Genomic DNA, 20,914 nt, shown 5'->3' on the forward strand with positions numbered 1-20,914 from the left:
CACGGTTCAGTAGATCTGCACACTCAGACATCTGCTCGAAGGAGAGGTGGCGGGACCTCCCTCGCTGCGGGGGAGGACGTGGGTCTGCGGGCGGTGCCATGGTGGACGCCTCGTAGATCGCTCGGGAGTGGTCGCCATGTCAACAGCACGCACGAGAGTCCTCGCTGGGCTGCTGCTCGTCCTTCCGACGGCGGCGTGCGCTGAGTCCGATGAGTCAGGCGGCTCGGGGGAACCAAAGGCGACTGCCAGCGCGGACGCGGCAACCACGTGCGAGGACGCTCCAGCGTCAGTGGTGACGACCATCGAGAGCGGAATCAACGCGAAGGGCTACGAGCTGCGCGATGCCGTGATGGTGGCCGTGCCGAAGGATGAGCAGAACACCGAGGGCTACCCCGTGAACATGGTGGCCGCGAACATTGTCGGCGAGGGCGGCGACTCCACTGCGAGGGGCGTGTGGTCCATCAGCGAGGCCGACAGCCCCGGACCGATCTTCGCTCTGAACGAGCCCGCACAACTCCTGACCGAGTGGGGTGCAGCGATCCAAGACGGCTCACCGATGGCCGAGGGCCGGGACATCATGGCGTCCTCGGACAGCGCCGCGGCTGCAGAGGACTGTCTGTCCTAACGGCCATACCTACAGGAGTTCACGTCGTACGCTCGACGCAATCCAACGACAGGCGATACCCGATGCGAGGACTTGGCATCCGCGCGGCGTCCGCGGTCGCAGTGCGATGAGCACGGGGCGGCGAGCTGCACCAAGGCAGGGCACGGCCAAGCGAACTCGGCGGCCGCGAGACCTAGCCCGTGGCCCAGCGCTCGCAGCAGCGGGTGTTGCCGTGTTGGTCGCATGCCTAGGCTGCGGCACAGGAACGCCTCAAGGACCGGCGTCGACGCATGACGACGGACCGGACACAGGTGTCGCCACACCGTTCGCGCCGATCGACCTCGAGGCCGCGGCCTCCAGCACGCCGTCCGGTTCGGCGGCCGCCGAAGATGAGGGTGACGCGTCGACCCCGCTCTCATGTCCTGGCGGCCGGCCGAAGGACTGGAGTCCTCAGAAGCCGACGACCGTTCCCGGCACCCTCATCCGCGAGGCGTACTTCGGCCTGTCCGGTCTGGTCGTCGACCGGGCCGGCACGGCGACGGTGCTCTTCGAGGCCGCTGGATGGGATGCGCGGACCGCCAACGATCCCCCTGCTGCCGGTGACCCGCAGGACCCGTCCCTGGACGTCGATGACACCTACGCCTACGACGGCACCCATCTCGGTGTCGACCGGGCGGGCACCCAGACGCTCGCCTACTTCGAGGGTTCCGGCTTCTACGGCGACCAAGGCATGGAAGTCTCCGACATCGCCATCACCGACCGACCCGCGCATGGCGACTGGTCCCAGGCCCCGACCCGCGTCCGTGACCGCACGCCGGTACGCGTCGACTTGGCCGTCAACGAGGGAGGTGCCGCTGTCCTCGTCTGGGACGAACCGGGCCGCTTTGTTGGCAGGGAGCGCCTGCGGGCCGTCTACCGCCCGGCCGCAGCAGCGGCGTGGACTGACCTCGCCACACTCCCGGTCCGTGACTTCATCAGCTTCGAGGCGACGATCGACGACGCCGGACGCGCCCTGCTCGGCTACGCCCGCCCCTACGGCAAAACGAAGGGCGTCTACGTCATGCGCCGCTCACCGGCCGGCCGGTGGGGCCACCCGCATCTCCTCAGCCGCGGCAACCCAGCGCTGCCGAACGAGACCGGGAACCGGCTCTTCGGCATCACCCACGCCGGCAGCGGGGCGGCCGTCGTCACCCACGGACCCGTCGACGGGGACTTCACGCCCACCGACGTCGTGTACACCACGCGCATGAACCCCGACGGCACGTGGGAAGCGCCGGTCTCGCAACCTCATCGCCTCGGCCTCAACGGCCTCCAGACCGACGCGCACGGTCGCACCCTCCTCGCCGGCTGGGACGGCCGTACGTTGTGGGGACGCTGGAGCCGACCAGACGGCACGTGGCGCAAGCCGTTCGTCATCGCCTCGCACCTCGCCGACAGGAGCCGTTACAACCGATGGGGCCTGTGGCCGCAACTGGACGTCAACCGTCGCGGCGACGCGATCGCGACATGGGTGCGCGGACGCACCGCCCCGACCACCTGGGTTCGTTTCCAGCCCGCCGGAAGAGGCTGGGAGCGTCCGCGGCGCATCGTGCCCGCCGAGCGACCAACCAGCGACCTGCAGATGCTCCGCGCGACCCTCGGCGACTGCGGTCACGCCGCCATCGCCTGGACCAGTCCCGACCGGCCACACCGCGTCCACATCCGACGCGCAACCCCGCAACCGTAGACCCGCATCTCGCTGGCCGGCACGCATCCTCTAGGCCGCGTTGTGGTCGACCGCCACTTGCGGCCGCACGAACAGGCTCCCGGACACAAGACTCACAACTGCGCCGGAGCGTCCTTTCCTGTCACGTTGTCGAACTCCGCCAGAGCCCACCGCTCTGGAAGGACTCCGGCGCCTTCGGCGCATCGTTGACCTCCAGCAGCCCGCCGACCTTCGCCATGAGCGGCCCATGCACCTCCGCCGGCGTCGCAGAGAGAAACTCACGCCGCGCGTTGACGTGGTTCACCCGCCGGTCCGCAAACGCCTTGTGCAGCTTGTTCTCAGACGTGATGGCGTCGTCCCAGAAGAACAGCGCACGCGTGTCGTACAGGAACGGCGCCGACCCATACCCCAGTTCACTGGAGCCGGTCGCAAGGTTCAAGCCGGCGGACCGCCTCGGCCTGCCTCGCCGGGGCCGCCCGAGTGGCCGCAGCCGCCCGAGGGATGGGTGCCACCGGCTGGCTGGAACCCAGACCCGTCGTGGCGCGGCCATGGGCGTTCGTCGCCGGCCCGGACGTCCGCCACGGGCCACTCACGGCGATCGGTCTCGGGCTCCCACAGCGCGCCGCGCGACCCCAAGCGGGCACTCGAGGACGCAAGGACGTCCAGGCGTGGGCGGGGACGATGTGCTGTCGGGAGTTCGCGACTGGCCGCCACCCGTGGGCTTGTCAGCCGCAGGAGTGTGGGAGGACGGGGATCGGGGCGATGGCAGGCAACGCAGGCGCGTCTACCAGCGACTCGAGCTCGCACCAGAAGACATCGCTCGTCGTCGTGCCCAGCTCGTGCGTCATGATGTCGAGGGCGGCGGCGCACGTGGCCGCCACGACCCGGACGCTGACACGGTCGGGCGCGATTACCGTCTCTGCCGGGGCGCCAGGGTCCTGCAGGTAGTCCAGCAGTGCGTCCACGTTGCGTGAACGGACGGGGCGGGGTTCAGCCATGTGTGCCGCGCCCCGCGCCCAGCCGGTCCGGCACGTCACGGCATCGGCGTCGGCGTCGGCGTCGACCGTCTGGGCGCGGCGGATCAGGTGGGCAGCGACACCGAGGACGGTCTCCCAGACCTCCGGGGCCCCGCGCATCGCGGTTCCAATCATCTCGAAAATTGCGTCGAGGTCACGGCAGTTCTGCTCGATCTGCGCCCTCTCGTGCCGGCAACGGCCGAGCTGAGAGTTGCTGAAGAGGAGGGCGAGAACGAGGAACATCACCGAAGCGACGTCGAGTTCTTCAGAACGAAGGATGTCGCGCAGCCCAGGGCTGGGGACCCGGCCGGGATTGAGTTCGATCGGGGCCGAGAGGCGGTCGGCCCACGTCCACTCAGGGGATCCGGGTGCCTCGGCGTCAATGATGTTGAAGAGAGTCATGTCTGTCCTCGCAGGTTGAAGGGTGTGTGTTGGTCGGTCGGTCTTGACCGCACGCACAAGCCTCGTTCGCGGGACGCCTGCGGGGATCGTGTGAAGTCCTCGATGCTCCTCGTGCAAACACATGACCTTGAAGTAGTCCGAACGGGCTACTTCACCAGGTCGGGGAGGGGGCCGACTGCTCTTCCTTGCCGGTGCGGCAGGGAGCCTGCGAATGCGACATCGACCAAGGGCATCAGCCGGCGATGGCATCGTCGCTCCGCGGTGGAGAACCGGGCGCCCTCCTTGCGGATCACGATGCCCGGTACCCAGCGACACTGCCGCAGTACTTCATCGTTCTTCGTCGTCGGTGAAGGTGAGGACGCCCGGGTCGTCCGGGTTCCAGGACTCGCCGTAGAGGAGCTCTGGGGAGAGCTTGGCGCCGCCGGGCCAACAGACGGTGCCGCCTTCGACGTGTAGGGCGGCGAAGGTGGAGTAGTCGGTGCGGACTTGGTCGAGGGCGGGGCCCCACAGGTAAGGCAGAAGATCCATGATGCGCACCGCGGTCCCGGCGTCCCCCTGGAAGTGCAGCTCGACGCGATAGGTGCCGGGTTGAAGGATTCGCACGGCGGTCACGTTGACGCGTTCGGGGATTTTGTCGCCGAGGCGCGCGATGAGGCGCCGTGTGGCGTTGCGCGCTCGGGCTGCTGTGGCTGGGTCGGTGATGGCGAGCGCTGGGACGAGGCCGGACAGATACGGAGTGGGGTTGTCGAGCCAGCCCGCCGTCTGATTCGGCCCGAGGCCTGCCTCCTCGAGGAGCAGCCGAAGCTCCTCCCTCGTTCCGGGCGTGTCGTCGGTTATGGGCGCTCCTTGAAGAGCCGGCCGCGCATCGACGACCCGCAGCCGAACTCACGTTGGGCCTGCCAGTGTCGGCATCTCAACCATCGGCATGCAGACCCGAGGCCTGCGAACGTCGCATCTCTCATTGCTGTCATCCAGTGTCAGGACCAAAAGTCGGGGTCGCTGTACTGGGCGTGCCGGCGTGCGGCGTAGATCGCACGGAACCGCGGCCGGCCTGGTTGAGTGATGAGTTCGCTGGCCACGTCGCCGGAGAGCAGCGACGTCGGCATGTCGACCCAGCGCTCGGCGCGGGCGCGCCGCACGCCCCGCCCGACGAGGAACTCCACGAGTTCGGCGCGGGTGGTCGGCTCGGGGTACTCCTCAAGCCAGGGCCATTCGCCCACGTCCCCGAGCGCGTGCTTTGCGACGCTTGGGAGGTTCTGCCAGAGCCAGTGGCCGACGCTCTTGGCCTCATCCAGCTCGTGCTCGAGCTCAGCGATGCGGGTGGCGAGCGGGACCACCATCGGAATTGGCACGTTGCGGGGCACCGAGTCCACGAGGCGGGCGAGCAGGCCCAGCGTCGTCTCGTCGCGCTCCTCGGCGTCATCTGTCATGGCGTCGATGGTTAGGCTGGCTGGTCGGTCGTTGTTGATTTCTCAAGGTTCGAGGCCACCCGGGCGGGTACGCCGGGGGCATGTCGAGAACTGTCGATAACAGGTTCGGCGAGCGCAATGCCTGCCGTGCGCAGCCGATGGCCGGGGCGCTCACGCCTGCGCTCCTCTGAGTCGCCGGGGAGTCGCGGCGGGCTCCCGGAGTCGCTGCTCGGTGAGCGCGTTGTTGAGGAGGGCGTAGCAGTAGATGTCGAGGAGCCCGCGGCGCCAGCCCAAGCTCATCTGCCGGTCGACGAGGAGGGTGCGTTTGAGGTTGGAGTGGAAGTTCTCTGAGTCGTTGCGCAGGCCGTGCAGGCGGGCGAAGTCGGGGTCGTCCTCGTTGATGATGCGCAGGTTGTGGGGCCGTGTGGCGTCGCCGGCACCAGTCGGGTGCGGTGAAAGCCAGGTGGTGAAGCGTTCACGCGGGCATGGCACGTGGTATCCGACGTTGAAGTAGAAGCGGCCGTTCGAGCGCCGTGAGCGCTTGACCGGTCCGCGCTCGAGGACGGCCAAGACGACGGGGTCTCCTGCATCGTCGAGGCCGAGGTCGACGACCTGCCCGTTGATCGTGGCGAGCTGGTGCACGCACGCCCCGGCGCGCGTGTCGTGGCTGATGGGTGCGAGGGGGTAGCTGCGAGTCGCCTTGCCAGCCCGGTTGACCACCAGAGCAGTAGGGGTGTCGGCGGCGGCGAAGTTACTGGCGGGTGTCTTGGCCAGGACGAGCCAACCGTAGGTGCGCATCATGTGCTCGATGTGGGTGCCGTGCATCGCGCCGTCGTAGATGGCGGCCTTGACGCCGTTGCCGAGGTGGCGGTGGATGTTGCGGGCCAGGGCGACGGCGGTGGCGGCTTCCTGTCCAGGGGCGGGGATGTGGTCGACGGCCAATACGACCCGTTGGTAGGGGGCTCGGCCACGGGCGTGCCAGGCGACGTACCCGTGGGTCAGGACGGGGCCGAGGCGGCCGTGGTGGGGCTGCAGGTCCGGGTCGAACCGGTGGAGTGGGTGATCGTGGAGCTCCCCGGTGCGAGGGTCGGGATACGCGACGTACCTGCTGCCGTCGTCCCGGGTCAGGGTGGCGGTGGCAGGTGGAGCGTAGATGGGCCGGACGAGGGTCCCGTCACCGTAGATGCACTGCTCGGGGTCCGGATGGGTGAACGATCCCGACCGGTCGCTGCGGCACAGCCCGAGGTCTCTGGCGAGGCCGGCGGCGACGGCGGGGAACTCGCGTGCCCACAGCGCGAGTCCGTCGTCGGTGGCGAAGTGGTGGTCGCGAGCGTGGCGCCAGTGGTCCCACTTGGGCGGCGCGTGACCGGGTGGGGGCACGTCGAGGCCACTGCTGCGGGCTGTTTCGGCCAGCAAGCCGCGTGCGTAGCCCCAGATGTGGCGGTCGGCGAGGTCGTACTCGGTGCGGATGCCGGACCGTGCGAGCCGGGTGAGGACACCGAAGGCGAGCAGGACGTAGGCCGGTTGTACCGGTGGCCGACCGACGGGCGAGTGCCACGCGAGGCGAGCGCCTAGGTCGAGCAGGGTGCGGGAGGTGCAGACTGCGCGCACGCGCTGGATGGTGTTGATCTCGCTGCCACGCGTCATGACAACGCCCTCCAGGAGTGGCCGATGTCCTCGGCGGCGGTGTCGAGGCTGCGGGAACCGAGGCGTCGGGCGACTTGGTCGATCGGCATGCCGGCCTCGAACAGCCGGCGGCCGGCCCAGTTTCGCAGGGAGGCCGGGCGCACGTCTGGCTCGGTGGCCAGTCCGGCGTACTTCAGTACGGCGGTGATGGCGTTGCAGGTCGCAGCTTGTGCCTTGTCCTGTCCGGGAGCGGCTGCGCCGCGGTAGGCGAGGAGCGATCCGGGCGCGGCGCCTCGTTCACCCTGGACGGCGATCTGGCGAGCGACGATGGCCGAGCCCCATGCGGTGAGCTCGCCGAGCCGGGGGTCGCAGCGCCGAGTGCCCGGAAGGCGGACCCATGTAGGTCGCTCCGGGTCGTCGACGTCGCGGATCCGCACGGCCGAGACCTCGCTGGAGATGGCAGTCGCCTCCCCGAGTGCCCAGCACACGGCCCGTTGCAAGGAAAGGGAACCGGCCTCGCCGAGTCGCGCGCTGGTGCGGCACAGGGCGACCTCGACGTCGGTGAGCGGTCGGGCGGCGGTGCCGGTGCGGGGCGGCAGGGCGAGGTCGAGCGTGGGGTCCCCCGTCGAGATGCCGAGGTCGCGCAGGGTGCGGAACAGCATCCGCAGGGCGGTGCGGCGTGCGTGCATCGTGCTGATCTCCGGAGGGCGACCGTTCGCGCCGTGCGCGTGAACGAAGTCCGCGCAGTGCGCCGACGTGAACTCCTGCGGGTTTGACACGCCGAGCGCGGCCTGCCGGCGCAGGAACCGCAGCAACGTCTCCGAACACCGGTCCAGCGTCTGGGAGGTGAAGTCTCCCGACGAGCTCCAGGCAAGGGTGACCTCCTCATGAAGGTCCTCGGTCGACCAGAGGGCGCCCCCGCGCTGTCTGTGCCCTCCCAGTCGGACGCGGGCTGCCAGCTCGGCTTGTGTGTCGGTGCGCTCGTTCAAGGCTGCCTCCCCGGTTTCGCACGCTAGGCGCGGTCAGCCCGGCGCACCACCCCGGTTCGGGTCCGGGAACGAAACCGCACCTCGCTGGGAACGCGTAGCCCCGAACACCTCGCTGCCAACACCTCACGCGGCCGGTGACGGCGATACAACCAGACGTCCATTACCCATCATCTGGTCCTGCCCAAGCCCTCCTGACCCAGTGCGACGACTACGAAGGCCATGTGCCCACACAACCTCGACACCCACTGTCAGCCGAGGTGGCGTGTCCCAGGCGGTCGCAACTGGAGGTAGCCCATTCGGACTATCCCGAGTTCAGGTGTTTACACCAGGAGCATCGAGGAGTTCACCCGATCCCCGCAGGCGTCCTGCGAACGAGGGTTGTGCGTGCGGTCAAACGCGACCGCCCGACACCAACCTTCAAGCTGTGAGGCCAGACATGACCCTCTCCACCACCATCACCGTCGCGGCATCCCAGGCGCTCACCTCGAGCCCCGCCACCCCCTCAACCGCACCCGTCGCCACCACCCCCAGCGGCGGAGCGGACGCACCCGCCAACCCGGCCGACCAGAACCATCGGATCAAGAGCGACGAGACGCTGCTGCGCAGAAAGGTCACCGGCACCGAGAAGGCGGCATGGCTGGCCGAGTTCCGTGCCATCCTCGACTGGCCCGGGCTGTACCACCTCGCCGCCGCGATCGACGGCCCTCCTGACGATCCGGGCGGTGACACGCGACCGCGGCGGCGTGGGCGCCGCAGCGGGTACTCCGCCGCCATCCTGATGTTTCTGGTGCTCGCCGAGCGCGTCACCGGCAGCCGGGCGTCCGCGCTCACCGAGCTCCACGAGCAGGCGGTGTGGGCGAGCCTGGAGGAGACGTGGAACGGCCGGCCGGAGAACGCGGCGCGACCGTTCCCGGTGAAGGCGCCGAACCGTGACCAGGTCGAGCACTTCCGCAAGCGCCTGTCCGAGAGCGCGGTTCGCGAGATGCTGCAGGAGAGGTTCCAGCGGATCGCGGTCGCCCAGGCGCGCCAGCTCGGGAACTTCGACCCGTCCACGCCAGTGGACTGGGCCAACCCGTCCCTTCGCCACACCATCGTCGGGGACGGCATGGTCCTCAAGCCGTTCAGCGACGTCATCGAGATCTTCGACCCCGTCACGCGCAAGCCCCGCTACGTCGGAAGCCGCGCGGCCGGGGAGTCCCGCGGCGCGGGCGAGGTCACCGACCTCACCGAAGACCAGAAGGTGGAGCTGACCGGCATCAACCACGTCATCCTCCAGACCCCCACCCAATACGGCCCGGTCGTCCTCGCCACCGGCTACGCGCCCAAGGCCGAGGTCCGCGAAGCCCTCCGCCTCCTCGACCAGGTCACCGACCGGCTCGACGGCACTGCCCACAGCCTGCTGTGGGACCGCATCTTCACCGGCTGGACCCTCGACTACCTGCTCGGGCGGCACCGCATCCGCGTCTTCAACAAGGCCGTGGGCGCCAACGCCAAGCGCACCGTGAAGCAGCCCGACGAGGAGGACACCGTGCGCGCCCACCAGAACTGGGACGCCCAGGAGTTCATGGGCAGGATCCACAACAACGAGCGGTTCGCGCTCCGAGACGCCAACGCCCGCCCGACACGCCACCTCGACCCCAAGGAGAAGAGCAGGCTCGCCAAAGAGCGGCAGACCCTGTTCGCCCAGTGGCGCAACGACGAGCTCTATCAGCGCTACTACAGCGGCGAGTCACTCCCCCTCGGCGTGTGCATCTACCCCGCCACCTCCTCGCAGCACATCACGGGCTCCCGCAACCAGGTCCACCGCAAGAAGGTCGACGTCGTCAGGTCCAAGTTCCACCACTTCGGCGAGCGCTCTCACGAGACCGCGTCGGGCACCTGCACCCACGACCTCTACGTCGACGACGACGCCCTCCACGACGTCATCTACGACGGCGAGGCCGGCTGCTACGTCAAGATCGCCACCGCAACCTGCGTCTCCTCCACCCCCCGCAAGCGCCGCGCCGACCTCTGGGGCTCCACCGAAACCTGGGACCTCCCCTGCGCGCACGGCGCGTTCCGGTTCACCACCGAATGGGACCCCCACGGCCTGCGGCGCAACCCCGACAGCACCGAGAAGTACCCTGCCGTAGACACCGTCCTCTCCAGCCTGCGACCCATCGCCCGCAGCCAGCACCAGAAGTTCGCCAACTTCGCCCACCGCCGCAACGACGCCGAGTCCTGGAACAACTGGTACCAGCGCCGCCTCCCCAACTACGGCCGCGCCGCCAGCCTCACCGTCGGCGCGCAGATGCTCGACCTCCTCGCCGGCGGCTGCGTCCGCAACGCCCTTACCTGGGCGGAGTGGCAGAGCGCCGACTGACACCCACCACCCACCCCTTCGACTCGAGGCCCCAGCAATCTCGCTGGGGCCTCGGTTCATTTCTGCACGACCCCCGGCAGGCCGGACCGGCAGGGGTCGCGTCGCTATCCGCGCCGCAACGCCCCGCCTCCAACAACTTCTTTGCAGACGTGTGTGCGCGGTTGCGCGCCTCGCGACGACCCACACCTTCCTCCTCGCAACCCACCAAGACGAGGAGACACCACCATGGCCCGCTACGCCCCCGCAGACCTGACCCCCATGCTCACCGAACACACCCTCGAGGACGCCGCCGCGGCGCTCACCCGCCTCGACCACCGCTACGAACTCGTGCCGTCAACGCACCGCAGCCAGTTCGCCGCAACCGTGGAGGACCTCCTCGCCGCCGCGCGCACCAACTCCTTCAGCGACCTGAACGAGGTGATCGCCCACTCGCGTTGGCTCGTCGCACTCGCCGCGCGCATGCCCGAGGAAGCGCTCGCCAAGCCCGACTCCCTTGAGGAGGCCGACCGAGCCCACCTGTACCGCAACACCCTGCTCACCCTGGTGGTGGCCGCTCTCGCCGGTCACCCCGGCACCCCTAATGACGTCGGAGCCAAGATGGCGGCCCTGGGCCAGCGCACGCCGTCGGCCCTGCGCGCCCACACCGACGACGAGATCCTGCTCCTGCGTATGTGGGTGCTGCACATGTCGCTGTGCGGAGACAAGAACAGCTGCCGCACCGCAGCCGTGTACGGGGAGATTGACGCTGGCCTCAACGCCGGTGAGACCACCGAGATCGAGCCCGAGCACGTGACGTTCGAGAGCGACCTCGTCGTCGACGGCAGCTCCAGCAGCGGGTGGATCGAGGCACCCGGACTGCGCGGGGTCGCGAACCGCGACATCGAGCTGAACACGTTCAACAGCCACCTCATCCGAAACCACATCCACGCCGCAGACCTCACCAAGCACAAGCACCTCACCTACTGGCCCCGCAACGAGTACAAGGATGCCGAGCGCTACGCCAAGGGGTGCGCCAGCGTCATCACGGCCATGAACACCATCCGCAAGCACGCCGGGCTCCACCACACCGACACCGCCGCCAGCTCCATCACCGAATGGCGCATCAGGCACACCCGCGACACCCAGGGCTACGACGCCGCACTCAAGCTCAGCGGCCGGAACAGCACTTGTCTCAACGGCCGCCTCAAGGACCGCAACCCCTCCCCTGAACCCGACGAGACCCAGGCGGCCAAGTCCCAGAAGAACCAGATGCTCGACATCTGATGCCCCTCGAGTGCACAGCAATCACTGGCTGTTCACGCGTCGGGGCGCTGATCCGGTGGGTCTCACGCCTCGCAGGCAGTCCCGTCATGATCGCGGTCCAGGTTCGTGTGATTGGCCCAGTAGACCTTCTGCGCCCGCTCGCTATACGCAGGCATCCCGTATCCCTGATTCACTTGCTTCCGGGCTGCCTTCTTGCTCTTCGACACGCCATGCTTGAAGTCCTTGTGCAACTTCGCGCACGAGGAGTACTTCTCCGGTGCGGCGTGCGCAGACTCACTCAGAGTCGTAATGGTCACGGGAGTCATCGCCAGTAGCGCGGCCGCGGACGCAGCGCGGATCCCATGTCGTCGCATGAGCCTGTCTCCTGTCATTGGGTTGTGTCGAGCGTACGCCGCGAACGCCGCGGGATAGCGTGCAGCCGTGTCTCGGGAACTCAGCCGCGTGGAGAACTGGGAAAAGACCAGCGAGGTCCCGCTACTTCTCCTCGCCGGGGCCTTCCTTGTCGCCTACGCCTGGCCCATCCTCGACCCCGACGTCCACCCGGACCTCGCAACCTTCTTCTTCTACGCCTCGTGGACCGTGTGGGCGGCCTTCACGACCGACTTCATCATCCGGCTCGCGCTCGCCGACCGGCGTCGCTCGTATGCACTCCACCACTGGTACGACGTAGTCCTGATCGCTGCACCCATGTTCCGACCACTTCGACTGCTGAGGCTGCTGGCCTTCGCGCGCATCATCAATCGGTCCGCCATGGGAGGCCTCACCGGGAAGGTGGCGGTCTACGTCGCAGGCACAGCGGTGTTCGCGGTCTCGCTGGGGGCTCTCGCGATACTCGACGCCGAACGGAACGCCCCGGACGCCAACATCACAACCGCGGGCGACGCACTCTGGTGGGCCTGCACCACCGTCACAACTGTCGGCTACGGGGACCATTTCCCTGTCACGACGCAGGGCCGTTTCGTCGCAGTCGGGCTGATGCTTGTCGGCATCGCGGTCGTCGGATCGCTCACCGCGGTGATCGCCACATGGCTTATCGAGAACGTCCAACACGCCGAGCAGCAGGACGGTTGAGGTCGGCCCGGATCGCGGCGGAGTGACGCGGGTGACAAGACACCTGGGCGGGTCTAGGTCGGGGTAGGTCTGGATCGCAAGGCCATCGGTGCCCGGTCGCTCCCCGAAGTACCCTTCAGGCCCGCTCCTTCTTCGCCGCCGCAAGTAGCCAGAGCTCGTCGTTGATCTTGATGGTTAGCGCGACCATCAGTCGCAGTGCGCTGTAGTAGGTCTGCTGATGCTGGGCTTCGCCGTCGCCCTTGGGTTGGATGCCGTGCTGATACTTGTTGCGGAGCTTCGGGCCGTTGCTGAAGTCGACCGAGTTCAGGCTGTAGTTGAAGTAGGCGGCCTCGGACTCTGTGAGCAGCGACGAGCGCCTGACGAGCCACCCATCATCCACCATCGTGTCGACGTGTGCACGAGAACTCTCGTTCAGATGGTGGTAGGCAACGGCCTCGTATTCGTTCAGTGACTTCAGCACGCGGAACAGGTCGGGATCCACGAGTTGGATGCGCTCGCCTGTGTTTTCGGCGACCCCGAGTTCGATGAGTTTGTCGATCATGGGCTGCTGGTATTCGTGCAGCGATTCGTACGAGACCTTGTTCCGGCGCAGCAGGTCGACGGCGTTCTCGCCGCGCAAGTCCTCGTTGATGTAGGTCAGGTGCGACTGATCCGAGAACAGTATGTGCAGGATCGTTCGGATTTCGGTGTGGTCCGTCGCGTAGATGTACTTGCCTTCCAGTGCGCTCGGGATGGTCCGGTATCGGATCAGATCAGCTCCTGCGGCGGCTACGTCATGGTCGATTTCGCCGTCCTCGACAAGCAGGCCGAACTGCGTGGCGACGGATTCCATCTCGGCGAACAGGTTCCGGCAGCGCTCCAGGTAGTTCGCCAACGGGTTGGACGGGCTGAACACGAAACCCGCGATGCCGTACTCCGCAGGAACGTGCACCTCGAAGTACCAGCGGAGCACCTCCTCAAGGTCGATCTCCTTCGTCGCGAGGTAGCGCTGGTACATCACCGTTTGGACAAGTGTCGCGCGATCCTTGGCGGTGAAGACGTGACCGGTTCGGTAGTCCTTGGCACCGTTTATGCCCATGACGAGTTCGAGTCCGCGACGTTCGCTGTCGAAGGCGGGGAGAGTCAGGAGTCCACACTGTGGTGCGAGCTCGAACAGGAACTGGAAGTTGTTCAGCACGGATGGGAAGTCCAATGTGTCATCCAGCCAGGACTCGCTGAAGGTGTACTCGATGACCATGTCGTTCAATGTTGCCTTCGCCGGCTCGACCTGGGTCGATGACACGGCAACGGTGCAACCGGTCTTGATGCCGGAAGTTGTCTTGAAGAAGCCCTCGATCATGCCGTCGTAACGCCGCTTCGCCTTCACGACCAACTTGGCATCCACCCCGGTCTTCCTGTCGATTGGGGCGTCCGCAATCAGTTTCAGGTAGTTCGGGTTCGGCTCCGTGCTGTCAATGTAGGCCCCCATCAGGGTCCTGCAGTCTGCAGGTGTGAAACTCGTAGGGAGGAAGGTCTCCTTCCTCATGCCGCCCTCAAGGTGATGCCTGACCACGAGCTCGGCTCGACCCGGCTCGGCCAGAAGTCGGTCCCGCACGGCCGTGTCGTAGTTCTCCACGAGCCGCTTGATAGTGAGCATGTCGCCGACGTGAACGCTTGCGCCGTCGAGCGCAGCCAGCATCGCTGCGGCGGAGCAGCGTCCGAAGACCCCGAGGCCAGCCAGGAGGTCGAGGAGGTGCTCGTGGTACAGCCAATCGACTTCCGACAGCATGTCGGCGAGGTTGTCGTCCTCCAGGGCGTTGAACCACTGCGCGACGGTCCGCCTGATCGGCTTGGCAGATGCGAGGAGGTCCTTCCTGTCGTCTCCAACCACGTCACTGGGGGTGAAGCCTTCTTCGACGAACAGTCGAGCGTTCTCCAGTTCCAAGATGCCGTTGACGTCGTCTGGCGGAGAGGCATCGTCAAATGCATCAATAATCTCGGCCGCTCGGTGGATCTGCCAGTACGTCGAAAGGTCGCCAGCGCCGTAGAAGCGCAGCCGATGCGTGAACTGGTCAGGTTCGGTCTCAGCGTCCATGTCGATCCTTGAGAGCATTCAGTGCCGATCATTCGGCTGGAGGTTGTCTGGGACGGCTAACGGTCGCTCTATCGCGGGAAGGGCTCGCCCACAGGCCACGGGTCACCCAGGCCGAACCACTCGGACTGCGAGCGCTCGGGGTCGATGAACGTCATGCCCCCGTCTTCGACGACGGATCGCCGCCAGATGGGGAACACGTCCGCGGCAAACTCCGGGTCGGGGTGCTCCCAGATCGTGTGCTGCTGCTTGCCCACGAAGGCGGGGTGGAGGTTCTTGATCACCAGAACCGCCGAGACCCCGCGGTGGTCCCAGTGGTCGCCCCGGTACCAGTAGCCGTCGGCCCTCCGGGCCATAGCGGTGTCCTCCGTCCCATCGGCGTAGGCACGGAACTCGACGACCTCCGTGCCGTACAGGGCGTTGAGCACGTCGTCGTCGTCCAGAGAGACGCTGCCGGACGCGACTGCGACGACGAACGGTGCGCCGAACGAGCCGTAGGCCGAGCCCTTGTCAGTCAGCGCCCCTCGGATCCCCTCCTCGTCCTGGACCCAGTGGGCCTCGCCGCCTCCAAAGATCCCTAATGGGCGCGCGCCCTCCCGTCCGCGGGCCTCAGGCGACTTGGGGTACGCCCGGAAGTCGATCTTCCAGCCCGCGTCCTCGTGGACGTAGGCGGGCAGGTCCTCACGACGTTTCCCCGCGACGAGCGTGTGCTCTTCGGGGTTCAGCCCAGCCAGCCACGTCTCCAAGCGACCTCGCAGCGGCCTCGCGCGGAGCGGAGCCTCGCCCTGCTTGACGACGTCGATCCAGAGGAAGAAGTTCGGGCTGTCCAACTTGTCCAGCGACTCGTACACCGCGTTCACCCGCGCCGCCCTGCCGACCGCGACGTCACTGGACGAGGCCGAGCGCGCTTCGACGTAGATCGACCTCCCGTCCTTCTCGGCAAGGAAGTCCGGCCGACGACTCGTCCCCTGCAGTTCCGGGTGACATGTCACCGTGTAGCCCATCCGGAGCAGGCACTCGTGGAGGTACAACTCGAAGAATGCCCCCTTGGACTGCCGGTCGTCCTTGGACCGCAGGCGGCCCCGGACGTCGGCTTGCGCGTCGGGGCAGAGCCGGGAGAACCAGTCTTCGATCAGGTCCCGGACCTGATCCCAGTACGGGCCGGACACTCGGTCGAGGAACTGGGCGTGGCTATCGCCGTGTGACGCCGGGGATGGGTCGGTCCGAGTGATTGCCGAGAAGATCGTCACGCGCTGTATCCCACCACAGGCGGCGACAGCCGGGGGCGAACTGAGGCATGCCCAATCGTCTGCTTCAGCGGCGAGGCACCCGGCCGAGTCCCCCGGTGTTCCCCTCACATGGGTAGAAGCGCGCCGAGCATGCAAGTCTCGTGGCTGTGTCTTAGTGGGCGCGGTGTCGTCAGCCAGTGCCCGCGCTGTCAGCGGTGACGCATGCAGCCGAGTGGCCCTGGACTCTCTCCTAGTTGGCCTCCGAGGTAGAGCGTGTTTCCGCTCAACGTCGGCCCCGTTGCCGATGCGCGATCGCGACACAGTGCTCTACGTTGCGCTGACAGCGACACGGGAGGCGGTAATCGCGCGCGTCAGATCACACCGATGTTGTCCGGAGGTTTGTTCCTACCCCGGCATGCCCCCCGACCCCTCCCCCTCTGAGAGGATTCACATCGGAGCATGGGTTTTCCCGACCTTTTATCGGATCAAATCACTCATGTCTCGGGCCTCTAGCTCAATTGGTAGAGCACCGGACTTTTAATCCGTTGGTTCAGGGTTCGAGCCCCTGGAGGCCTACTCCACACCGATCTCGCAACCGGCACACGGCTCCGCGATCTGACAGGTTTGGCCCGGCTGGGGAGAATGGCTCCTCACGCCCGCCCTGCACCACCGGAGTCACATGCCCGCGCCATCGCCTGCTGCCCTCGACGGCACGACCGGGAGCCGAGGCAGCGAGCGTCGGCCCTACGCGTTCCTGGTGGCCAACGCGGCGCTCATCGGGGCCGTCACGTTCGTCGCCAGCTGGATGCTGGACCGTCCGGTGGCCGACCCCGAGGGCAGCTTCCTGGGGCCGTCGTGGGTCCGCCTGCCGGTGCTGTGCCTCACGGCGATCGTCCTCGACCTCCTCCCCCGCGCGCTGTGGCAGGGACGTCTCGACCCGGCCCGCACCGTCGCCGCGGTCCGGCACCGCGTGCGTACGCACTGGACCCGCGCACGCCTGCAGCTCGTGGTCGTCGGGATCTCGGGCTTCTACGTCGTCTACGTCGCCTACCGCAACCTCAAGTCCCTGCTGCCGCTGGTGCGGGACATGAAGTACGACAGCGAGCTGCGCGTGCTGGACCGCCTCCTGCTGCTCGGGCACGACCCCGCGACCCTGACGCAGGACCTCTTCGGGACCGGCATCTCGGCGCACGTGCTGTCCGCGGTCTACCTCGCCTACATCCCCCTCGTGGCGATCCTGGTGACCGTCTGGCTCGTGTGGTCACGCAACATCAGCCACGGCTGGTGGTTCGTCACCGCGCAAGGGATCGCGTGGACGCTCGGCACGGTGTCCTACTACCTGCTGCCGACGCTGGGCCCGGGGATCATGTACCCCTGGCTGACCAGCGACCTCATCCCCAACGGCACCTCCGACCTCATGGACTCCCTGGTCTACTCGCGTCACGGGTTCCTGTGGGGCGAGGGCGACTACCAGGGCGTCGCCGGCTTCGCGAGCCTGCACACCGCCATCGCCCTGCTCTGGGCGCTCATGGCGCAGCACACTGTCCGCAGCCAGGTGATCCGCACCGTCTTCTGGGTCAACTTCGCGCTGACGGTCGTCGCGACGCTCTACTTCGGCTGGCACTACATCGCCGACGACCTGGCCGGCGCCGCGATCGCGATCGTCGCGTTCCGTCTCGCCGCCCGCGTCACCGGCAACCACCTCCCGTCCCGGCGGGGCACACCAACGGAGACGGAGAACGGCCCTCAGCCCGCCGTGGCGGACTGAGGGCCGGACAACCGTCGTACGACGTCAGGCGCCGCCGACGCGGTCGGCCGGCACGCCGCGCACACCGGAGTCGGTGAGCTCGGCTTCGCGGGCGGCGGCTGCCTCGAGCTCCTGGCGGCGGGTCTCCTCCATCATCGTGCGGGTGGCGTCGTAGATGCCCGGGTCGGAGACGAGGTCGGCCGCACCGCGACGCAGTCGCGCGAGCGCCGCCCGAGCGAAGATCTGCTGCTCGGTGGTGGTGCGCTCGGAGCGGTTGTTGCTGGCAAAGGTGATCGCCCAGCGCATCAGCGCGGAGACCTGGTTCTTGAAGCCGGTGAGATAGACGAGGTGGACGCCGAGCCACATCAGCCAGGCGACGATGCCGGTGAGCCGGAGCTTGCCGACCATCGCGACGGCGTCGAACCGGCTGATGATGGCCATCGAGCCCTTGTCGAAGTACTTGAACGGCGGCTGGGGCTGCTTGCCCTCGAGCCGGTTGCGGATCTCCTTCGAGGCGTACTTCGCACCCTGGATCGCGACCTGCGCAACACCGGGGAGGTTGTCGAGCGCGATCATGTCGCCGACGACGAACACCTCGGGGTGGCCGGGCAGCGTGAGGTCGGGGTTGACCGCGATGCGGCCGGCGCGGTCGAGCGGGGCGCCGGTCTGCTCGGACAGGGTCTTGCCGAGCGGGTTGGCCTGCACGCCGGCGGCCCAGATCTTGGCGACGGAGTTGATCCGCTCGGTGTGGCCGTCCTTGAACTTCACGTCGAGGCCACGCTCGTCGACGTCGGTCACCATGGCGCCGAGCATCACCTCGACGCCCAGCTTCTCCAGCTCGCCCTTGGCCTTCTCGCCGAGCTTGCTGCCGAAGGGCGGCAGCACCTGGCCGGCGGCGTCGATGAGGACGATGCGTGCGGTGCGGGTGTTGATCGCGCGGAAGTCCTTGCGGAGCGTGCGGTGCGCGAGCTCGGCGATCTGTCCGGCCATCTCCACACCGGTGGGGCCGGCGCCGACGACCACGAAGGTCAGGAGGTGGTCCACGTCGTCGCCGCGCGTCGCGCCGAGCTCGGCCATCTCGAACGCGCCGAAGATGCGGCCGCGCAGCTCGAGGGCGTCGTCGATGCTCTTCATGCCGGGCGCGAACTCGGCGAAGTGGTCGTTGCCGAAGTAGGACTGGCCGGCGCCCGCGGCGACCAGGAGCGAGTCGTACGACGTCACGGTGTCGCGACCCAGCACCTGCGAGGTGACCGTCTTGGCGGTGAGGTCGATGTCGGTGACCTCGCCGAGGATCACCGTGGCGTTGTCCTGCGAGCTGAGCACCTCGCGCGTGGGCGGGGCGATCTCGCCCTCCGACAGGATGCCGGTCGCGACCTGGTAGAGCAGCGGCTGGAAGAGGTGGTGCGTCGTCTTCGCGATGACGGTGACATCGACGTCCGCGTGGCGGAGCGCCTTCGTGCCGAAGAGACCGCCGAAGCCGGACCCGATCACGACGACCTTGTGTCGTGCGGACTGCGTCGCGGGCGAGGTCATGGAAGCTCCTGGGGTCGATGGTGCGTCGTGCCGTCCACTGCCACGTTCATTCTCCTCCTCGGGCGTGCCCGCTGCGAAACGCCGGGCGCGTCGCCTTGCTCACACCGTTACCCGGACTCGCGAAGAACTATGGTGATCGTCGAGGTTTGAACCACCCGCTCCCGGGCAATCATGGCTCCACTGGACTGTCCACCCCGGCCCTCACCCCGTTGAAAAGAGTCCCAGTGCCGCTGACCTCCGAGTTGACGCTGGCGTCCTCGCCGCGCGCTGCGGCCGACGCGCGTCGCTGGGTGGGCGATGTCTGCGAGCGCCTCGACCGTTCCGACCTCGTCGAGTGCGCGGAGCTGGGGGTCTCCGAGCTGGTGGCCAACGCGATCCTGCACGCCGCTGCTCCTTACAAGGTCCGGGTGCGGGGCACCGCCTCCCACCCGCGCATCGAGGTGGTCGACGGCTCACCACGTCCCCCGGTGCCGCCCACCCCGGTCGAGGGTGACGACCTCGACCTGCTGCTCACCTTCGGGCGCGGGTTGTCCATGGTCGCCCAGTGCGCCGTCGCCTGGGGCGCGACGATCGAGTCCGACGGCAAGATCGTCTGGTTCGAGCCGGCGCCCGAGATGACCGACGCCGGGTCGGTCGAGTGGGTCATCGACCACCACGACCGCATCCCGCCGGAGCCGACCAGCGAGGGCGCGGTCGACGTACGCCTGCTCCGCATCGACGTCCCGCTCTACACCTCGCTCAAGCGGCAGTACCACGAGCTGCGCCGCGAGCTGCGCCTGCTGTCGCTCTCGCACCAGTCCGACTACCCGCTCGCCGGCGACCTGACGTCGATGTTCGCCAACTTCGAGCGGCAGTTCCCCGACACCTTCCGCGACCAGATCACCGAGGCGGAGGCGCGGGGCCTGCCCCGCGTCGACGTCTCGTTCCCGATGGTCCGCGAGGCAGGCCCCATCTTCGTGACCATGACCGAGATGTTCGACGTCGCCGACGCCTTCTGCCGGGCCGAGCGACTGCTGTCGATGGCCCGCACGCCGCGCCAACGCGCGCTGCACAACTGGCTGCTCGCCGAGCTGGTCCACCAGCTCGACGGTGCGTCCGCCCGGCCGTGGGACGGCAACCCGGGCTCGGCGTCGTCGTCCACGAGCCGGGTCGGGTGACGCACCGCCCGATCCGGGCCGTCGACGTCCTGCTCGTCGCTGTCGGCGGTGCCGTGGGAGCAGTGCTGCGCCACCTCGTCGACGTCGCCGCGCCCGACACGCTGTTCCCCTGGCCCACGCTGGCCATCAACGTCGTCGGGGCGTTCGTCCTCGGGGTGCTGCCCGTCCTTGCCGTCGTACGCCGATCGCCCCGGGTCGCGGCCACCCTCGGCCCGGGCGTCCTCGGTGGGTTCACGACCGTGTCGGCCTGGGCCGGGCAGACGCGCGACCTCGCCGCCGGTGGCCACGTCGTCGTCGCCGGCGCCTATCTGGCCCTCACCCTCGCCGCCGGACTCTCCGCCGCCGCGCTGGGCCAGCACCTCGCCCGCCGCTCCGAGCCCGAGGAGGCGCTCGCATGACGGTGCTCCTCGTCGCCCTCGGCGCCGCGGTCGGCGCTCCGCTGCGCTACGTCGTCGCGCGGCGCGACGGCTACGTCCCGCGCGGGATGCTCGCGGTCAACACCGTCGGCTCGGGGTTGTTCGGCCTGTTCGCCGCGCTGTCGCTCGGCGAGGCCGCCTGGGCCCTGCTCGCGACCGGCTTCTGCGGTGGCTTCACGTCGTTCTCGACCTTCGCCGTGCAGGCCGTCGAGCGCCCGGCGCGGGCGGCAGCCGGCTACGTCGTCGCCACGAGCGTGCTGGCGGTGGCGGCCTGCGCCCTCGGCTATGTGGTCGGCGCCGGCCTGTCCTGACGG

At 68.1% G+C, this 20,914-nt stretch carries 19 protein-coding genes and 1 tRNA gene; 10 read left to right on the forward strand and 10 right to left on the reverse strand.

The window, feature by feature from the left end:
• The first annotated feature begins 292 nt into the window (after positions 1–292).
• The gene (locus ACXJKB_RS14655) at positions 293–625 is read left to right on the forward strand and encodes a hypothetical protein (protein WP_457189559.1); all 333 of its coding nucleotides are present in this window, start codon (positions 293–295) and stop codon (positions 623–625) included.
• Positions 626–836: 211 nt separating this feature from the next.
• Positions 837–2,330, forward strand: coding sequence for a hypothetical protein (locus ACXJKB_RS14660; RefSeq protein WP_457189561.1), 1,494 nt, complete (start codon positions 837–839; stop codon positions 2,328–2,330).
• 121 nt (positions 2,331–2,451) lie between these two features.
• Here the strand turns inward: ACXJKB_RS14660 and ACXJKB_RS14665 are convergent, their stop codons facing one another.
• The 6 genes from ACXJKB_RS14665 to ACXJKB_RS14690 form a co-directional block, all read right to left on the reverse strand.
• Positions 2,452–2,748 carry a hypothetical protein gene (locus tag ACXJKB_RS14665; protein ID WP_457189563.1) on the reverse strand — a complete coding sequence of 99 codons (297 nt, stop codon included), beginning with the start codon at positions 2,746–2,748 and terminating at the stop codon, positions 2,452–2,454.
• Between the two features lie 286 nt (positions 2,749–3,034).
• Complete coding sequence (locus tag ACXJKB_RS14670) at positions 3,035–3,727, reverse strand: hypothetical protein (protein ID WP_457189565.1); 693 nt, start codon at positions 3,725–3,727, stop codon at positions 3,035–3,037.
• A 327-nt stretch (positions 3,728–4,054) separates the two neighbouring features.
• Positions 4,055–4,330: a DUF2442 domain-containing protein gene (locus tag ACXJKB_RS14675; protein WP_457189567.1), complete on the reverse strand. Its 276-nt coding sequence runs from the start codon at positions 4,328–4,330 to the stop codon at positions 4,055–4,057.
• A gap of 374 nt (positions 4,331–4,704) precedes the next feature.
• Positions 4,705–5,157 carry a hypothetical protein gene (locus ACXJKB_RS14680; RefSeq protein ID WP_457189569.1) on the reverse strand — a complete coding sequence of 151 codons (453 nt, stop codon included), beginning with the start codon at positions 5,155–5,157 and terminating at the stop codon, positions 4,705–4,707.
• 150 nt (positions 5,158–5,307) lie between these two features.
• Positions 5,308–6,783, reverse strand: coding sequence for a hypothetical protein (locus tag ACXJKB_RS14685; RefSeq protein ID WP_457189571.1), 1,476 nt, complete (start codon positions 6,781–6,783; stop codon positions 5,308–5,310).
• Positions 6,780–7,751 (reverse strand): hypothetical protein, encoded by a 972-nt coding sequence (locus tag ACXJKB_RS14690; RefSeq protein ID WP_457189573.1) that lies wholly within the window; start codon positions 7,749–7,751, stop codon positions 6,780–6,782. Before ACXJKB_RS14690 ends, ACXJKB_RS14685 begins: the two co-directional genes overlap by 4 nt.
• Before the next feature lie 436 nt (positions 7,752–8,187).
• Between ACXJKB_RS14690 and ACXJKB_RS14695 the strand changes: the two genes are divergently transcribed.
• Both ACXJKB_RS14695 and ACXJKB_RS14700 read left to right on the forward strand, forming a co-directional pair.
• Positions 8,188–10,113, forward strand: coding sequence for a hypothetical protein (locus ACXJKB_RS14695; RefSeq protein WP_457189575.1), 1,926 nt, complete (start codon positions 8,188–8,190; stop codon positions 10,111–10,113).
• A 225-nt stretch (positions 10,114–10,338) separates the two neighbouring features.
• Complete coding sequence (locus ACXJKB_RS14700; protein WP_457189577.1) at positions 10,339–11,376, forward strand: hypothetical protein; 1,038 nt, start codon at positions 10,339–10,341, stop codon at positions 11,374–11,376.
• A 62-nt stretch (positions 11,377–11,438) separates the two neighbouring features.
• Here the strand turns inward: ACXJKB_RS14700 and ACXJKB_RS14705 are convergent, their stop codons facing one another.
• Positions 11,439–11,747 carry an excalibur calcium-binding domain-containing protein gene (locus tag ACXJKB_RS14705; RefSeq protein WP_457189579.1) on the reverse strand — a complete coding sequence of 103 codons (309 nt, stop codon included), beginning with the start codon at positions 11,745–11,747 and terminating at the stop codon, positions 11,439–11,441.
• Positions 11,748–11,796: 49 nt separating this feature from the next.
• Here ACXJKB_RS14705 and ACXJKB_RS14710 point away from each other — a divergent pair, with 49 nt between their 5' ends.
• A complete protein-coding gene (locus ACXJKB_RS14710; RefSeq protein ID WP_457189581.1) occupies positions 11,797–12,447 on the forward strand; it encodes a potassium channel family protein in 651 nt (216 codons plus the stop codon).
• Between the two features lie 115 nt (positions 12,448–12,562).
• Here the strand turns inward: ACXJKB_RS14710 and ACXJKB_RS14715 are convergent, their stop codons facing one another.
• Both ACXJKB_RS14715 and ACXJKB_RS14720 read right to left on the reverse strand, forming a co-directional pair.
• Positions 12,563–14,521 carry a hypothetical protein gene (locus ACXJKB_RS14715; protein ID WP_457189583.1) on the reverse strand — a complete coding sequence of 653 codons (1,959 nt, stop codon included), beginning with the start codon at positions 14,519–14,521 and terminating at the stop codon, positions 12,563–12,565.
• Positions 14,522–14,589: 68 nt separating this feature from the next.
• The gene (locus tag ACXJKB_RS14720) at positions 14,590–15,768 is read right to left on the reverse strand and encodes a hypothetical protein (protein ID WP_457189585.1); all 1,179 of its coding nucleotides are present in this window, start codon (positions 15,766–15,768) and stop codon (positions 14,590–14,592) included.
• Positions 15,769–16,250: 482 nt separating this feature from the next.
• Here ACXJKB_RS14720 and ACXJKB_RS14725 point away from each other — a divergent pair.
• Both ACXJKB_RS14725 and ACXJKB_RS14730 read left to right on the forward strand, forming a co-directional pair.
• A tRNA-Lys gene (locus ACXJKB_RS14725) sits at positions 16,251–16,323 on the forward strand.
• A 103-nt stretch (positions 16,324–16,426) separates the two neighbouring features.
• Complete coding sequence (locus tag ACXJKB_RS14730) at positions 16,427–17,515, forward strand: phosphatase PAP2 family protein (RefSeq protein ID WP_457189587.1); 1,089 nt, start codon at positions 16,427–16,429, stop codon at positions 17,513–17,515.
• Positions 17,516–17,539: 24 nt separating this feature from the next.
• Here ACXJKB_RS14730 and ACXJKB_RS14735 read toward each other — a convergent pair whose 3' ends face one another.
• A complete protein-coding gene (locus ACXJKB_RS14735; RefSeq protein ID WP_457189589.1) occupies positions 17,540–19,027 on the reverse strand; it encodes an NAD(P)/FAD-dependent oxidoreductase in 1,488 nt (495 codons plus the stop codon).
• 224 nt (positions 19,028–19,251) lie between these two features.
• Between ACXJKB_RS14735 and ACXJKB_RS14740 the strand changes: the two genes are divergently transcribed.
• Genes ACXJKB_RS14740 through ACXJKB_RS14750 form a run of 3 tightly spaced genes read left to right on the forward strand, consistent with a single transcriptional unit; the run spans position 19,252 to position 20,911 of the window.
• Positions 19,252–20,184, forward strand: a complete 933-nt coding sequence (locus tag ACXJKB_RS14740; RefSeq protein ID WP_457189591.1) for an ATP-binding protein — start codon at positions 19,252–19,254, stop codon at positions 20,182–20,184.
• Positions 20,181–20,582: a fluoride efflux transporter FluC gene (locus tag ACXJKB_RS14745; protein WP_457189593.1), complete on the forward strand. Its 402-nt coding sequence runs from the start codon at positions 20,181–20,183 to the stop codon at positions 20,580–20,582. The genes ACXJKB_RS14740 and ACXJKB_RS14745 overlap by 4 nt, the downstream gene beginning before the upstream one ends.
• Positions 20,579–20,911 carry a fluoride efflux transporter FluC gene (locus tag ACXJKB_RS14750; RefSeq protein ID WP_457189595.1) on the forward strand — a complete coding sequence of 111 codons (333 nt, stop codon included), beginning with the start codon at positions 20,579–20,581 and terminating at the stop codon, positions 20,909–20,911. The genes ACXJKB_RS14745 and ACXJKB_RS14750 overlap by 4 nt, the downstream gene beginning before the upstream one ends.
• The last annotated feature ends 3 nt before the right edge of the window (positions 20,912–20,914 follow it).

It is taken from the genome of Nocardioides sp. P5_E3 (assembly GCF_054049275.1).

Excerpts from the sequence above, each read along its gene's own strand:
- ACXJKB_RS14750 (WP_457189595.1), top strand. The coding sequence starts at position 20,579 with ATGACGGTGCTCCTCGTCGCCCTCGGCGCCGCGGTCGGCGCTCCGCTG.
- ACXJKB_RS14730 (WP_457189587.1), top strand. The coding sequence starts at position 16,427 with ATGCCCGCGCCATCGCCTGCTGCCCTCGACGGCACGACCGGGAGCCGA.
- ACXJKB_RS14685 (WP_457189571.1), bottom strand. The coding sequence starts at position 6,783 with ATGACGCGTGGCAGCGAGATCAACACCATCCAGCGCGTGCGCGCAGTC.
- ACXJKB_RS14735 (WP_457189589.1), bottom strand. The coding sequence starts at position 19,027 with ATGACCTCGCCCGCGACGCAGTCCGCACGACACAAGGTCGTCGTGATC.
- ACXJKB_RS14700 (WP_457189577.1), top strand. The coding sequence starts at position 10,339 with ATGGCCCGCTACGCCCCCGCAGACCTGACCCCCATGCTCACCGAACAC.
- ACXJKB_RS14695 (WP_457189575.1), top strand. The coding sequence starts at position 8,188 with ATGACCCTCTCCACCACCATCACCGTCGCGGCATCCCAGGCGCTCACC.
- ACXJKB_RS14680 (WP_457189569.1), bottom strand. The coding sequence starts at position 5,157 with ATGACAGATGACGCCGAGGAGCGCGACGAGACGACGCTGGGCCTGCTC.
- ACXJKB_RS14715 (WP_457189583.1), bottom strand. The coding sequence starts at position 14,521 with ATGGACGCTGAGACCGAACCTGACCAGTTCACGCATCGGCTGCGCTTC.
- ACXJKB_RS14670 (WP_457189565.1), bottom strand. The coding sequence starts at position 3,727 with ATGACTCTCTTCAACATCATTGACGCCGAGGCACCCGGATCCCCTGAG.
- ACXJKB_RS14705 (WP_457189579.1), bottom strand. The coding sequence starts at position 11,747 with ATGACAGGAGACAGGCTCATGCGACGACATGGGATCCGCGCTGCGTCC.